General features: G+C 70.2%; 13 protein-coding genes and 1 tRNA gene. 6 read left to right on the top strand and 8 right to left on the bottom strand.

What is annotated here, in order from left to right; genetic code table 11:
* The first annotated feature begins 602 nt into the window (after positions 1–602).
* Positions 603–1,094, top strand: a complete 492-nt coding sequence (locus GGR24_RS02510) for an NAD(P)/FAD-dependent oxidoreductase (protein ID WP_183393710.1) — start codon at positions 603–605, stop codon at positions 1,092–1,094.
* Between the two features lie 83 nt (positions 1,095–1,177).
* On the opposite strand, the gene GGR24_RS02515 is transcribed toward GGR24_RS02510, so the two are convergent.
* Both GGR24_RS02515 and GGR24_RS02520 read right to left on the bottom strand, forming a co-directional pair.
* Positions 1,178–3,277: a DUF6538 domain-containing protein gene (locus GGR24_RS02515; protein ID WP_183393711.1), complete on the bottom strand. Its 2,100-nt coding sequence runs from the start codon at positions 3,275–3,277 to the stop codon at positions 1,178–1,180.
* Between the two features lie 9 nt (positions 3,278–3,286).
* Positions 3,287–3,361 (bottom strand) — tRNA-Gln (locus GGR24_RS02520).
* Positions 3,362–3,457: 96 nt separating this feature from the next.
* On the opposite strand from GGR24_RS02520, the gene GGR24_RS02525 reads away from it, so the two are divergent.
* On the top strand, positions 3,458–4,372 hold the full coding sequence (locus tag GGR24_RS02525) for an MBL fold metallo-hydrolase (RefSeq protein WP_183393712.1): 915 nt from the start codon (positions 3,458–3,460) through the stop codon (positions 4,370–4,372).
* Positions 4,373–4,378: 6 nt separating this feature from the next.
* Here the strand turns inward: GGR24_RS02525 and GGR24_RS02530 are convergent, their stop codons facing one another.
* Positions 4,379–5,173 carry a DUF1499 domain-containing protein gene (locus GGR24_RS02530; protein WP_183393713.1) on the bottom strand — a complete coding sequence of 265 codons (795 nt, stop codon included), beginning with the start codon at positions 5,171–5,173 and terminating at the stop codon, positions 4,379–4,381.
* A 139-nt stretch (positions 5,174–5,312) separates the two neighbouring features.
* Complete coding sequence (locus GGR24_RS02535; RefSeq protein ID WP_183393714.1) at positions 5,313–6,695, bottom strand: aspartate aminotransferase family protein; 1,383 nt, start codon at positions 6,693–6,695, stop codon at positions 5,313–5,315.
* Positions 6,696–6,887: 192 nt separating this feature from the next.
* Between GGR24_RS02535 and GGR24_RS02540 the strand changes: the two genes are divergently transcribed.
* Positions 6,888–7,229: a hypothetical protein gene (locus GGR24_RS02540; protein WP_183393715.1), complete on the top strand. Its 342-nt coding sequence runs from the start codon at positions 6,888–6,890 to the stop codon at positions 7,227–7,229.
* A gap of 2 nt (positions 7,230–7,231) precedes the next feature.
* Here GGR24_RS02540 and GGR24_RS02545 read toward each other — a convergent pair whose 3' ends face one another.
* Positions 7,232–8,389 carry an extensin-like domain-containing protein gene (locus tag GGR24_RS02545; RefSeq protein ID WP_183393716.1) on the bottom strand — a complete coding sequence of 386 codons (1,158 nt, stop codon included), beginning with the start codon at positions 8,387–8,389 and terminating at the stop codon, positions 7,232–7,234.
* A 150-nt stretch (positions 8,390–8,539) separates the two neighbouring features.
* On the opposite strand from GGR24_RS02545, the gene dxs reads away from it, so the two are divergent.
* Positions 8,540–10,456, top strand: coding sequence for a 1-deoxy-D-xylulose-5-phosphate synthase (gene dxs, locus GGR24_RS02550; RefSeq protein ID WP_343066167.1), 1,917 nt, complete (start codon positions 8,540–8,542; stop codon positions 10,454–10,456).
* On the opposite strand, the gene GGR24_RS02555 is transcribed toward dxs, so the two are convergent.
* Together GGR24_RS02555 and GGR24_RS02560 are read right to left on the bottom strand one after the other, a co-directional pair.
* The gene (locus GGR24_RS02555; protein WP_183393718.1) at positions 10,446–11,489 is read right to left on the bottom strand and encodes a GGDEF domain-containing protein; all 1,044 of its coding nucleotides are present in this window, start codon (positions 11,487–11,489) and stop codon (positions 10,446–10,448) included. The two genes, dxs and GGR24_RS02555, sit on opposite strands and share 11 nt — an antisense overlap.
* Positions 11,490–11,539: 50 nt before the next feature.
* Entirely contained in the window at positions 11,540–12,019 is a 480-nt protein-coding gene (locus GGR24_RS02560) for a cupin domain-containing protein (RefSeq protein WP_183393719.1), read from the bottom strand.
* A gap of 108 nt (positions 12,020–12,127) precedes the next feature.
* Between GGR24_RS02560 and GGR24_RS02565 the strand changes: the two genes are divergently transcribed.
* On the top strand, positions 12,128–13,111 hold the full coding sequence (locus GGR24_RS02565) for an AraC family transcriptional regulator (protein WP_183393720.1): 984 nt from the start codon (positions 12,128–12,130) through the stop codon (positions 13,109–13,111).
* Between the two features lie 37 nt (positions 13,112–13,148).
* Here GGR24_RS02565 and meaB read toward each other — a convergent pair whose 3' ends face one another.
* The gene (gene meaB / locus GGR24_RS02570) at positions 13,149–14,141 is read right to left on the bottom strand and encodes a methylmalonyl Co-A mutase-associated GTPase MeaB (RefSeq protein WP_183393721.1); all 993 of its coding nucleotides are present in this window, start codon (positions 14,139–14,141) and stop codon (positions 13,149–13,151) included.
* 159 nt (positions 14,142–14,300) lie between these two features.
* Between meaB and GGR24_RS02575 the strand changes: the two genes are divergently transcribed.
* Complete coding sequence (locus GGR24_RS02575) at positions 14,301–14,498, top strand: CsbD family protein (protein ID WP_183393722.1); 198 nt, start codon at positions 14,301–14,303, stop codon at positions 14,496–14,498.
* Positions 14,499–14,514 lie beyond the last annotated feature (16 nt).

Consider the following 14,514-nt stretch of genomic DNA (forward strand, 5'->3'; position numbering starts at 1 on the left):
CGGCCGCTCCCCGGGCGGGGCGCAGTCCAGAACGTCACGGCTGCGGACCGCGGTCGCGCATGTTTGATCGCCGGATTCAGCGGCCACCTTCAGATGAGAGGCGGCGGAGATCCTTTGGCGTCGCCGAGTTGCGCCGTGGTCTAAGTTTAGGCTGACCGATAGGCGCGACGTCAGTCCGCGCGTCTAAGACGTGATTTAATGTAAATTTTTTTATAGCTTTCCATTATTCGTCCCCTTCGCCGTCCTGCGATCGACACTTGTCCAGCTGGCGCCCTTGCAACGTCGAATTCTATTCGTCGGCTAATTTGAAATGTACATTGATGGCGCGGAAACACCGAAATCAAGCGCGCGGCCGGTGTTAATCCTACGATCAACAACCGCTGGTAGCTGGTCCGGCAGATTGCGGGGGGGGGGGGGGGGGCGAGCGTGCCTCGTCGACGGCGGGCAGGTCCGGATCTTCACGAAGAACGGCTTCGACTGGGCGGCGCGCATGCCAGCGATCGCCGCGCTCGAGCAGCTGCCGGTCTCCTCCTGGCCTCAGCCAGGCGCTGACCGAAGCCGGCGCGCTTCCCCTCTCGGCCGGCTGGGATACACGACAGGAAGTGCCCGGCGTCGGCGCATTGCCCCAGCGCCGGATTCCATGCCCGACCTTCGCTGCCACGCGATCGGTTCTGGAACGCGTCATCAGCCAAAGGCTAAAGGCGCAGACCAACGTCACGATCCGCCGCGGGGTCGCCGCGCTTGGCGTTTCCACGGCTCCTGACGGAAGTCGGGCGACCGGCGTCCGCGTCGACGACGAGAACGGAGAGGCCAAGGATATCAGGGCCGATCTGGTTGTGGACGCCTCGGGCCGGATTGGTCTTATCGCCAGGGCTCTGGAGGCGATGGGGCGCCCGACGCCGAGGGGCGAGGCGATCGGCATCGACATCGGCTACACGACCGGAGTGTTCCGGATCCCGAACGACGCTGAGCCCCATGTCGGGGAGGGGTTTGTCGCCCCTCGAGCCGAAACGCTTCTGCGCGCAAGCGCCTCGTTCAGCAGGCTAGACCGGGGAGATGCCGTCAGACAGGCCTCGCGTCGGCTCGCGATCTGATGATGTCATCACATCAAAATCTCCTCACATCGCCGAATACCGCGACGACCACCGGCAGAGGCAAGTCCTCGGCCGCCGGTCGTTCAGGCTCGCAGAAGAGCCGCTCGGCGAGAGGCTTTCGCCCAAGGCGCGGCTTCACGGTTTGCGACCCAGTCGAGCAGCTGGACTTCGACCGGTTTCAGGTGCTTCGTCAGTGTGGGAAGCTTCTCCAGAAGCTTGCGCTGCTTCATGACCTCAATCGGGTCGCAATAGCGGTTGGTCGTCTCCGACCTGCCTGTGTGGCCCATCAGATCCTGGCGAAACTCTTCCGCTACGCCGGCCTTCTTGAGCTGGTCGTTGAAGAAGTGACGGTAGCCATGGGGCGAGGCGGCGTTCGTTTCGATGACCGACGCGATCTCCTTGTAGAAGCGGTCTCCCAGCTGGCCCCTTGAGGAGGCTGAGTAGAGATCAGGAAACAGCAGCTCATGGCCAAGGGCCCTGATTTTCTCGACATAGCCGACAAAGCCGAGGCGGATGAGTTCGGGATGAGCGAGGATGTTCCGCTCCGAGACCTCGTTCTTGAGGCGCCGGAATTTGTTTCCGCGAACCATGAAATAGGCTGCGCCGTCAACGAAGCCGACATCATCGACGGCCAGGCCGCAGGCCTCGTCGCGTCTCATGCCGGAGTAAGCCAGTATGATCGGGACCCAGTAAGCGGCCCGGTGAAGGACGAGCGGTCCGGGTTTGGCGAGCCTGCGCCAATGGGCGTAGCCGGTGTAGATCGTGGACCCGAAAAGGCCCGCGACGGCGTCCTCCTTCGGGACCGGCCGTTGTCGGCGAGCCGGCTTGTTCTGACGCTGGTGAAATTTGGACGCGTCGAGCCGCTCGTCCACGGTCTCGCCGCTTGATTTTGCGAACTCGATCAGCTGGCCGATGAAGGTCCAGTGCCTGTTGCGCGTGCCGATTTCGAGACCGCGTTCCGCGCTTTGCGGCCCCTTCGCGCTGTCCTCGAACTCGCGGATGGTCCTGAGTTTGTCGTGAGGGCTCTTGCCATACGTTTTGGGAAGGGTCCGACGTAACAGGACATCGAACGCGGCGAGGCGGTCCTGTCTCAGATCGGCGATCCGATCCGATCCATGGCTCTCGCTCATGAAGCGCTGGAGCAGATTGAAGATCGAACGGGCCTGCGAGGCGGTCTTCGGCGTCCAGTGATGATCGTCGCCCTGCTTGTTCGCGCAGAGGCGATCGCCGAGCGCCACGATGGTTGGGCCGACTGCGGCGCTCCTGTTCGTATCCTGAGCGTTCGCCACATTGCTCGGCGCGGGGGAGGGCGTCCGGGGCGAAGTTGCGGCGAGCTCGCCCGCACGGTCGATCGGGGCTCCTTCTTCCAGAAGCGCCGCGACCGCCTCCACCACGAGGTCGTCGTAGGGCAGATCAAGGTTGACCATGTCCGCGCTTCGGATCAGGGCTTCGCCAAGCGCGCGATAGTAGATGTTTTTCGAGGCCGTCACGTTGCGCGCGTTCGGCTCGGCTCCGATGGTCGAAAGCAGCTTCTGGATCCGACCGACCGATGTTGCCGAAGCCGTTATCGTGCGGAGCTCTTCGAGCTGCTGGAGGGCGCGATCCGCGCCCGGTTCGCTCAACCCGCGTGAGAGCAGGTGCTGGCGCTCTCCGGACGACGGGGCTGCGCCAAACTCCGACAGCATCAGATAGGCGTGGCCTCTCGCGCGCTCGAGCTCGGCGATGTTCTCGAGGTTGCGGCCGTCGGCGCGGTCGATTTCCCTCAGCTGCATCATCTTGACGAGATGCTTCGTGAAGGCCGCGGTGAACAGGTCGCTGGCCTGCTGCTTGGTGAGGATTGCGGAGATCGGCATTGCGAACAGACGCTCGGCGAGTGCTGACATCTGCGCTCCCCGGAAACGTGCGATCCGCGAATCCATCGTGCGCAATGAAATTTTCAGGTGTGATTTGCCAATCCGACAAGCGATTTCGGCGGGCAGCCTGCGGCGCCAGTAATAGACGGCGCCGCGCCGCGCGAGATTTGAAACCCGACCCATGGGACTGCGCCTTCGCTTCAGGCGCGCGTTCAGAGTGTTTCGCCGGCGGTTGAGGCGCGTGACCCAGGCTTGTGACCCCGGACTGTGCCCCACCTCGCGGCTGGACTCCCCAGCTGGAACGGAAGATCCAAGAGGTTCTTGGGCCAAAGATGTGCTTGGCTGGGGCGGGAGGATTCGAACCTCCGCATGGGGGAATCAAAATCCCCTGCCTTACCGCTTGGCGACGCCCCACCGAGCGGCTATGGCCGCTCGCCGTGGGCGATGGATAGCGGCGCGCGGGAGCGCCCGCAACCGCCAACATCTCGGGGAGCCGAACAGGGGCCGGTGATGAGCGACGACCTCGACCTCGACCTGAGCGCGGAGGCGCAGCCCGGCGCGGTCGTCGAGGTCGCCCCGCTGGTGCGCCGCATCGTGGCCCCCAATCCTTCGCCCTTCACCTTCACGGGCACCGCCAGCTACGTGGTCGGCCGCGGCCAGGTCGCGATCGTCGATCCGGGCCCGGACGACCCTGCGCACCGCGCCTCCCTGCTGCGCGCGGTGGCGGGCGAGACGGTGCGGTTCGTGGTGGCGACCCACACCCATATGGACCACACAGCGGGCGCGCCCGCGCTCGCCGCGGCGGTCGGGGCGCCGATCGTCGGGGCCGGGCCTCACCGCACGTTCCGCCCGCCGCACGAGGGCGAGGCCGCCCGGCTCGACGCGGGGGTCGACGGGACCTACCGGCCCGACCAGGAGATGGCGGACGGCGACGTCGTCTCCGGGCCCGGATGGTCCCTGAGGGCGGTCGCGACCCCGGGCCACACCGCGAACCATCTGGCGTTCGCGCTGCCGGAGGCGGGGCTGCTGCTCTCGGGCGATCACGTGATGGGCTGGTCGACGACCATCGTCGCGCCGCCCGACGGCTCCATGGCCGCCTATATGGCTTCGCTCGAGAAGCTGCTGGAGCGGCCGGAGGAGCTCTATCTGCCCGGCCATGGCCCGGCGGTGCGCAACGCCCGGGCCTTCGTGCGCCAGATCATCGGCCACCGCCGCATGCGCGAGGCGGCGATCCGCAGCCGGCTGGAGGAGGGCGCCCGCACGATCCCTGAGCTGGTGGCGGAGCTCTACCGCGACCTCGACCCCCGGCTGAAGGGCGCGGCCGGGCTGTCGGTCTTCGCGCATATCGAGGAGCTGGTCGCCCGCGGCGAGGCCGCCGCCGAGGGTCCGCCGGCTCTCGCCGCGACCTACCGGCGCGCCGGCTGAAGTCGGTTAGGGCACGGCGTTCGCCGCCGCCGCGAGATCCGCCAGGAAGCTCCTGATGCGCGCCGCCCCGGCCCCGAAGTCGACGCCTCCGACCCGGGAGGCCGAGCGCATGTCGACCCGCGCGCCGTCGCCCTCGGGGCGAACGCGGATCGAGACGTCCGATTGCAGCCCGAGAATCGACGAGGCCGCGACCGCCTCGATGCGCCCGGTCGGCGGACCGCCGCGCGGGAAAGCGGTCGGCCCGAGGATGCGCCATCCCCGGCTTTCCACGACGCCGAGCACGAGGCCGGCGACGTCGTCGGGCGGAAGCGCGAGCCGCAGCGGGGCTAGGTCCGGATAGGCGCTTCGTTGCCGCTGCGCCTGTTCGGCCGGGATCAGCTTCGGCGGCGCGGGAAGGTCGCCCGTCATCCGGTCGTGCGCCGCGCGCTCGAAGCGCGGCGGATCCGCGAGGTCGGTCGAGACGTCGTCGATCCGCGTCGGCCAGGAGCCGTGCCCAAACGCGACGTAGAGCGGTCCGGCGAGCACCGCCGTCCCGAGCAATGTCGCGAAGATCGCGCGCACGCCGCCGCGTCGGCCGCTCCGCCACACCGCCGCCATCGCGGCGAGGCCGGTCAGCACCGCGAACCCCGCGATGGCGAGGCCGGAGGCGAAGGCCGCGAAGCCGGGTCCGGCCGCGACCGCATGGGATCGCAACAGCAGCATCGAATAGAGCGTGACGCAGATCGCGAAGCCGGCGAGCGCGAGGGCCGCCCCCGCGAGGCGCGAGCGTCCGCGCGGGGTGAGCCGGAGATCGAGCGTCATGCGGCGCTCCGAGGACCGAAAGCCCGCTGATCGCGGGAGAAAGGCCTGTCGTTTCCGCGCACCGAACCACCCCTTCGGCGTGACGCCGACATGCGACTTCTTCCACATCGAGGGGGAGGGTGAAAGGTGGCGGCGCCGTTCAGGCGGCCTGCCGTGCGCCTTCGGAGGCGGCCCAGCTCTCGGCCCGGTCGAGCGCCCGTCCGAGGCGATCGAACAGCTGGTCGATCTCCTCTTCGGTGATGACGAGGGGCGGGCAGATCGACACGGCGTCGCCGATCGCGCGCACGATCAGGCCTTCCTCCTGCGCGAGCGCGACCACCTTGGCGGCGGCGAAGCGCTTCGCGTCGAACGGCCGCTTGCTGGCCTTGTCGGCGACGAGGTCGACCGCGCCGACGAGCCCCATGCCGCGGGCCTCGCCGACCATCGGGTGATCGCCGAAGGCGCGCAGCCGCTGCTGGAAGTGCGGCATGACCTCGCGCACATGGCCGAGGATGTTCTCGCGCTCATAGATCTCCAGCGTCTTGAGCGCGACGGCGGCGGCGACCGGATGGCCCGAATAGGTGAAGCCGTGGCCGAACACGCCGATCTTCTCGCTCTGCCGGTTCAGCGCCTCGTCGATCCAGTTCGGGATGATGACGGCGGCGATCGGCAGGTAGGAGGAGGAGAGCTGCTTGGCGACCGACATCGTGTCCGGCTTCATGCCGAGAGCGGTCGAGCCGAACCATTCGCCAAGCCGTCCGAAGCCACAGATCACCTCGTCGGCGATCAGCATGACGTCGTATTTCTCAAGCACCGGCTGGATCTTCTCGAAATAGGTCCGGGGCGGCACGATCACGCCGCCGGCGCCCATCACGGGCTCGGCGATGAAGGCCGCCACCGTGTCCGGGCCTTCGGCCTGGATCATCGCGTCGAGTTCGGCTGCGAGCCGGCTGGCGAACTCCTCCTCGGTCTCGCCCTCGAGCGCGAAGCGATAGTGATGCGGGCAGCCTGCGTGCCGCACCTGCGGCAGCGGCAGGTCGAAGTCGATGTGGTTGTTCGGCAGCCCCGTCAGGCTGGCGCTCGCCACCGTGACGCCGTGATAGGCCTTGATGCGGGAGATGATCTTCTTCTTCTGCGGCCGGCCGAGCGCGTTGTTGACGTACCAGACCAGCTTCACCTGGGTGTCGTTGGCTTCCGAGCCGGAATTGCAGAAGAACGCCTTGGCGGCGTTGCCGGGGGCGAGCTCCTTCAGCTTCTCCGCAAGCGCGATCGCCGGATCATGGCTCTTGCCCGTGAAGAGATGCGCGAAGGGCAGCCTGCGCATCTGCTCCGACGCGGCCTCCACGAGCTCCTCGCGGCCGTGTCCGAGCGCATTGCACCACAGTCCGGCCATGCCCTCGATGTAGGGCTTGCCCTCGACGTCATAGACGAACACCCCGTCGCCCCGCTCGAGGATGAGAGAGCCCTGCTGCGGCAGCGCGGCGAGGTTCGTGTAGGGGTGGAGGACCGTGGCGGCGTCGCGCGCCTGGAGATTGCTGAGCATTCAGGAGTCCCTTCCAGCTTCGCCGGCGGCTGCGGCCCCTCAGGATAGCGTCCGGGCGCGTCGATCCGGGCCAGCGTTTTCGGCGCGGCTCCGCCCCACAAAAGAATCTTCACGAACGTCGACTTTAGTGGAACTATCCAATCAGGTCGCCGTTGTCGCGGCGGCTCCCACTCTTACCCCGGGTGATCTTCGATGCGGCTCGCCCTGTTCGGCGCAGCTCTGGCTGTTGCGGCGTTCTCGGCCTTCAGCCATGTCACCTATCTCAACACCGGCGGCTTCTCGGCCGACTGGGCGGAGCATCGTCGGATCGACGTCGTGTCCGCCACCGCCTGCGCGGAGATCCTGCAGCGGGCGGAGAGGACGCTTGGCGCCGGCAACGGGCTGCGCTGCGAGCCGGTCCCGCTCTACCGCCACTGGTTCAACCTCGCCCGCGCGAGCTATGAGCAGCGCGGGCTGATGACGCTCGCCTCGACGCTGTTCGGCGGCGAAGCGCTGGCGAGCGCCGCGGCCCCTGCGCCCTCCAACGCGCGCTGACCTCAGTCCGGACGCCACTGGCACAGCCGGGAATTGCTGCGCCGGGGCTGCAGGTCGACGTGAAGATGGTCCTCGTGGGCCTCGTCGGAGCCCGGCCCCAGCACCGTGTTGAACCGCGTGCAAGCCGCGCCCTTGACCACGACCCCCAGAAGCTCCGGCAGCTCCTTGGCGTAGACGCCGACTGAGCGGCCGCCCGACAGGCCGAAGCCCGAAATGTCGAGCGCGTTCGCCCGGCCATGCTCGCTGAGCTTGGCGCCGGAGACGTTGTTGCGCCCCCGGCAGGCATAGGAGCCCGCGACGTTGACGGCGTCGAGCTTCGCGCCCGACGCCTCGGCGGCCGGGGCGAGGTCGTTGCGCACATAGGCGGCGACGACCCGCGCCATCGCGCAGCGCAGGGTCGCGGCGGGCTTCAGCTCGACCACGCCGCCATCCTTCCGGCGCACGCCCGAAAGCTCGACCAGCGCGCCCGTGCGGCAAATCTCCGGCTGGTCGGAAAGCTCCGCGGGCTTGAAGATCGCGACGCCCTCCGAAGTCAGCTCCCGGCAATCTGCATCCTCCTCGCGGGAAGTTTCCGGAAGCGGGAGGTCGGGCGGGGCAGGACCCGCCGGCTTTTCGGCCGGCAGGGGCGCCTTCGGGATCAGGGCGGCCGTCCTGGCGTCTCCGTCGGGGCGCTCCGGCGGAACCGGAACCGAGGCCTCGGGGCTTTCCTTCGGCGGCTCGGGCGCAGTCGGGCCGTCGGGCTCGGCGCGCGCGACGGTCTCGACGGGCGGCGCAGGAGGCTCGTCGCGCGGCCGCTCGGGGGGCAGCGGGACGCCCGGAGCGCCGGCCTCGGCGCGCTTCGGCGGCGCCGGCGTCTCCACGACGGGCGTCGGGGCGGGCTCCGCGACCGGCTTCGGAACCGGTCTCGGGGCGGGTTTGGCCGCCGGCTTCGAGGCCCGCCTGGCGGCAGGCTTCGCCGCCGCCGGACGCTTCTTCGCCGTCGCGGGTTTCCGTGCGCGGCGCGATGAGGCCCGCGAACCCTGCCACGGCAGTCCCAGCTGCGACAGGAATGAACCGCCGCGCGTCTCGCGCGCCACGGCCGGACTTTCCGGAACCGCGGAGGCGACGAACGCGAGGCAGGCGAACAGCAGGACGGCGCAGCGGCCGGACAGGATTGGCATCGCAGGACAACTAGGTCGCAGGGCCGCAAAAGCCCGGCCTCAGCCGAATGGCCGATGCCAACGCCCGGTTTGCGCAAGCTATCGTGTTTGCGCGCCTCTGGCGGCTGGTGTAACGCTCCGAGGCTGAATTCTGAGGACGCCGTTCCGCCTGTGCCCCTGCCGACAGCCAAGCCGGCGCTCGACTCGGTCCGTACGCCGGCCGACCTCCGGCGCCTCCCTGAAGACCGTCTCCGCCAGCTGGCGGACGAGCTCCGCCAGGAGACCATCGAGGCCGTCTCGGTCACCGGCGGCCATCTCGGCGCCGGCCTTGGCGTTGTCGAGCTCACGGTCGCGCTGCATTACGTGTTCGACACGCCCGACGACCGGCTGATCTGGGACGTCGGCCACCAGTGCTACCCGCACAAGATCCTGACCGACCGGCGCGACCGCATCCGCACGCTGCGCCGCGGCGGCGGGCTGTCCGGCTTCACCAACCGGGCGGAGAGCGACTACGACCCATTCGGCGCCGGCCACTCCTCGACCTCGATCTCCGCCGGCCTCGGCATGGCGGTCGCCCGCGATCTCAAGGGCGGCGACAACCACGTCGTCTGCGTGATCGGCGACGGGGCGATGTCGGCCGGCATGGCCTATGAGGCGATGAACAACGCCGGCGCCCTCGGCTCCCGGCTGATCGTCATCCTGAACGACAACGACATGTCGATCGCGCCGCCGACCGGCGCGATGTCGGCCTATCTCGCGCGCCTCGCGTCGAGCCGCACCTATCTGTCGCTGCGCGACATCGGGCGCGGCCTGGTGAGGAAGCTGCCCAAATTCGTCGAGCGCGGCGCGGCCAAGGCCGAGGAATACGCCCGCGGGCTCGCCATGGGCGGAACGCTGTTCGAGGAGCTCGGCTTCTACTATGTCGGGCCGATCGACGGGCACAATCTCGACCACCTGCTGCCGGTGCTCAAGAACGTGCGGGACGCCGGCCACGGGCCGATCCTGGTCCACGTCGTGACCCAGAAGGGCAAGGGCTACGGGCCGGCCGAGGAATCCGACGACAAGTATCACGGCGTCTCGGCCTTCGACGTGGTGTCGGGCGCCCAGGCCAAGCCCAAGGCCAACGCCCCGACCTACACGAGGGTTTTCGCCGAGGCCCTGATCCGCGAGGCCGAGGCCGACGAGCGCGTGGTGGCCGTCACCGCCGCGATGCCGGGCGGCACGGGGCTCGACCTGTTCGGCCGCGCCTTCCCGGCCCGCACCTTCGACGTCGGCATCGCCGAGCAGCACGCCGTCACCTTCGCGGCCGGGCTCGCGACCGAGGGGCTGAAGCCGTTCTGCGCGATCTACTCGACCTTCCTGCAGCGGGCCTACGATCAGGTGGTGCACGACGTCGCCATCCAGCGGCTGCCCGTGCGGTTTGCGCTCGACCGCGCCGGCCTGGTGGGCGCCGACGGCGCCACGCATGCGGGCGCCTATGACCTCGCCTATCTGGGCTGCCTGCCGGACTTCGTCCTTATGGCGCCGGCCGACGAGGCGGAGCTCGTCCACATGGTGGCGACCGCGGCGGCCTATGACGAGGGCCCGTCCGCCTTCCGCTATCCGCGCGGCGAGGGCGTCGGCGTCGAACTGCCGACCCGGGGCGAGGTGCTGCCGATCGGACGCGGCCGCGTGCTGCGCGAGGGCGCGACCGTCGCGCTGCTGTCGCTCGGCACGAGGCTCGCCGCCGTCCGGGAGGCGGCAGAGGAGCTCGGCCTGCGCGGCGTCTCCGCCACCGTGGCCGACGCCCGCTTCGCCAAGCCGCTCGACCGGGAGCTCATCCTCCGGCTCGCCCGCGCGCACGAAGTTCTGCTCACGGTCGAGGAAGGGTCTTCGGGCGGCTTCGGGGCCGCCGTGCTGCAGCTGCTCGCCGGCGAAGGCGCGCTCGATCGCGGCCTCAAGATCCGCACGCTCGCGCTTCCGGACCGCTTCATCGAGCATGACAAGCCCGAGGTCCAGGTGGCCGAGGCGGGGCTCGACGCCCGCGCCATCGCGGCGGCCGCGCTCGCGGCTCTGGGCCGCGAGGTCCGGCCCGCGCTCAGGGCCTGATCGGCGCCTCGGGCCGCATCGTCGCGCTGTCGAACACCCGGAACGCGCCGCGCCCGGCGGCCTTGGCGGCGTAGAGCGCGACGTCGGCCTGCATGAACAGCTCCGAGGGGGTCCCTCCGGCGGAGAACGCCACGCCGACCGAGGCCCCGAAGCGGATCCGCCCGGCGCCGCGCTCGACCGGCGCGCCGAGGGCCTCGACGACCGCCGCCGCCAGCCGCTCCGTCTCCGGCCGGGCCCAGCCGCGGTCGAGCAGGACGGCGAACTCGTCGCCTCCGATGCGCGCGACGAGCGCCGCGCCGCGGCACGCGGTCCGGAGCCGCGCGCCGGTCTCCCGCAGGCAGTCGTCCCCGATCGCGTGGCCGAACGTGTCGTTGACCTGCTTGAAGCCGTCGAGGTCGGCGAGCAGCAGCGCTCCGCCGCGGCCTTCCACGCAGAGCCCGGCGAGCCGGGCCTCGAACAGCGCCCGGTTGGCGAGCCCGGTGACCGGGTCCATCTGCGCGAGCCGGCGGGCCTGTTCGGCGGCCGCCTTGGCTTCCGTCACGTCCTGCTTCAGCCCGTAGAGCTCGCGGACCCCGCGGCTTCCGCGCCCCACGGTCGCGGAGATCCGGATCCACCGGCTGCGGCCTCTCGCGGTGACGATCGCGGCGTCGAGCGCAAAACCCTGGCCGTCGCTGATCGCGCGGGCGCGCGCCGCCTCGAGCGCCGCGCGCGAGCGCGGCTCGTAGAGCTCCAGTATCTCCTGCCGGCGCAACGGCGAGCCCTGCCGGACGTCGAAAAGGTCATAGACGCCGGCGGTCCAGTTCAGGCGCTCGTCGGCGAGCCGGCAGCGCCAGACGCCGGCGCCGGCCGCCGAGAGCGCGCCGCCGATAAGCCGCCGGGCCTCGCGCAGGCAACTCTCCCGCTCGCGCAGCCTTTCCCGGGCCGCGGCAAGCTCCGCCTTCAGCGACGCGACGGTCTCGGCGTCCGCGCCGGGGCGCGCGGCTGGTCCTGACCGGTCTTGCGGTCGTCTGGCGCGGGTCGCGAGATCGAGCATCGAAGCCGGGAGTCTCCCAAGGGGGCTGCCGCCATCCTGGCCCGGGAGCCTTAAACCTTCGTTTGAAGCTCGCCTGCGCGCTCGGGAGTCGCCCGGCCCGCCGATTGTCCCTCCAGAAGCTCCCTGAACTCCGGGATCCCGAACGTGGCGACGACCTCGCCCTCGGGTCCGAGTATCTCATAGATCGGTCCGCGGACGTTCCTGTTGGTGAAATAGACGATCGCGTCGCAGTCGCCCCCGCCCTCGGTGTGCGGCTCGCCTCCGGCCGCGGCCGCGACATAGCTGCCGACAGGCCTCACTTCCTTCAGCTCGCCGTCCGGACGGTAGATCCGGAGTTCGCCCTGGAGCACCAGGGTTCGGTAGTCGGCCATGTGCCGATGAAGAACGATCCGCTCGTTGGCGGCGAACCGGAAGAGCAGATCGACGATGCGGGCGTCTTCGTCCACGCTCAGAACGTGGTAGGCGATGTGCTCGAAACCTTCGATGGTTCGCCATGTGATGTTTCGATCGTCAAAGCCGCGTTCCGGCATCCTCTGCTCCCATCTCCGCCGTGTCGGGCGGGATCGTAGGAACGCGTTCTCCACGCCGCTTGCCATTTCGCGCCAAACCACGCCCTCCGCGGCGAGGAGCGAAGCGCCATGACGCTCGCGCTCACGCGCGCCAGCACCGTCGGGCCGGTCGCGCAGGCGGTGGAGCAGGCGGGCGGCTCCGTGCGCCGCCTCCTGCGGGCGGTGGACCTTCCGGCCCGGACGCTGGAGCGGCCGGACTCGCTGATCCTGCTGCGCGACCAGTTCCGCCTTGTCGAGGTGGCCGCGCGGCTGATCGGAGACGACGCCTTGCCGGCCCGGCTTGCGACCGACGCCGGCGTGCAGGGCCTCGGGCCCTACGGCGACCACGTCATGTCCTTCCCGGATCTCGGGGCCGGGATCGCCCGCGCCTATCTCGACTATGGCCGCCTGCTGCAGGCGGCGACGCAGATGGAGCTTCGCGTGCGGGACGGCCGGGCGGTCTGGTCCTACCGGGTGACCGCGCCGCTCACGACCGGGCGCCAGAAGAACGAACTGCTGGCGCTCGGCTACATGCTCAGCATCATCCGCAGCTTCGCCGGCGCCTCCTGGACTCCGGACCGCGTCGAGGTTCCGGGGACCCTTCAGGGAAGGGCGGCGGTGGAGGACGTCTTCCGGGCCGCGATCGCGCCCGGCGCGCGGGCGGCGGTGGTCTTCCCGGCGGCGCTGCTCGCCTGCCCGGCGCCCGCTACGGCCGGAACGAAGCAGGCGGCGCCCGAAGCGCCCGTTCCGGCCGCCGACGACGTGCGCGGCGTCGCCAGGATCATGATCGGGATCGAGCGCGATCTCGGTCGTTTTGGAGTGGCGGCGGTCGCGGCGCGCCTCGGGATGACGCAGCGCAGCCTGCAGAGGCTGCTGTCACGGTCGGGCACGTCCTACACGGCGCTCAGGGCCGAGCATCATCGGGACGCCGCCATGGAGCTGCTCGGCGCCGTCGGACTGTCGGTGACCGAGACCGCCGCTCGGCTTGGCTACGCAGACGTGGCGCATTTCTCCCGGGCCTTCCGACGCTGGACCGGGATGGCGCCCAGCCGGTGGCGAGATCGACGGGGCTGATCGGCCTTGCGCGCAGGTTCGGCTCCAGCGGCGGGGCTCAGAACCCCAGCACGCGGGCGATCTCGTCGGCCGCCATCGTGGGGGCGGTCTCGCCGGAGGCGACGGCGCGCTCCAGCGCGGGAAGCCGCTCGGCCAGCCGCGAGTCTTCGGCGAGGCGCTCGCGGAAGCGCGCCTCCACCATCGTCCACATCCAGCGCACCTGCTGGCGCTCGCGCCGGGCGCGGAGTTCGCCGGCCGCTTCCCGGGCGGCGCGACAGGCCAGGACGCGCGACCAGAGCGTGTCGAGGTTCAGGTCGGCGCGGCCCGAGATCGTCAGCACCTCCGGCTCCCAGGCGCCGGACTGGGCGTCGAGGATCCGCAGCGCGGCCTTGTACTCCGCGGCGGCCGCCCGGGCCCCTGCGGCGCCGTCGCCGTCGGCCTTGTTGACGGCGATGATGTCGGCGATCTCCAGCACGCCCTTCTTGATGCCCTGCAGTTCGTCGCCCGCGCCCGGCAGCATCAGGACGAGGAAGACGTCGGTCATGTCCGCGACCGCGACCTCCGACTGGCCGATCCCGACGGTCTCGACCAGGATCACGTCGAAGCCGGCGGCTTCCGCGAGCAGCATCGACTCGCGCGTCTTGGCCGCGACGCCGCCCAGCGTGCCGGCGGAGGGCGAGGGGCGCACATAGGCGTTCGGATCGAGCGCCAGCCGGTTCATGCGCGTCTTGTCGCCGAGGATCGAGCCGCCGGTGCGGGTCGAGGACGGGTCGACCGCCAGCACGGCGACGCGGTGGCCGGCCGCCGTGAGGCGGGAGCCGAGGGCGTCGATCGTGGTCGACTTGCCGACGCCCGGCACGCCGGTGATCCCGATCCGCACGGCCTTGCCGGTGTCGGGCAGCAGCGACTGCACCAGCGCGCGGGCGGCGGCCTGATGATCGGTCCGGCGGCTCTCGACCAGCGTGATCGCGCGGGCGAGCGCGGCGCGCTCCCCGGCGCGGATGCGCGCGGCGTAGTCGTCGACGTCGATGGCGGGCCTTTGCGGGGACACGCGGCAAACCTTCGGAGGAGGCGGGGGAGGGAGGCTAACGCGGCCGGAGAGGCCCGTTCACGGAAATTTCGTGAGCTGCCGTCCGAACTGTCATCAAGCCTTTAGCGTTCTCGGAGCATAAAGACGTTACAAAGTGTTTCAGCTCTCAGGGAGGGCGCCATGAACGCGGATCGCTTGGAAGGCCGGTATCGTCAGCTGAAGGGCCGGCTGCAGCAGATTTGGGGCCGGATCACCGGCGACCGCACGCTGACGCTGCGGGGCCGGGCCACCGAATTCGCCGGCGCCGCCCAAGCGAGCTTCGGCCGCGCGATGGACGCCGCGCGCCCCTTCGGCCTGCGTCGCCGCCTCGGGGTGTGAAACTGCACAGCTGAGG

The sequence above is a fragment of the Hansschlegelia beijingensis genome, from assembly GCF_014196425.1.
GTDB classification, from domain to species: domain Bacteria; phylum Pseudomonadota; class Alphaproteobacteria; order Rhizobiales; family Methylopilaceae; genus Methylopila; species Methylopila beijingensis.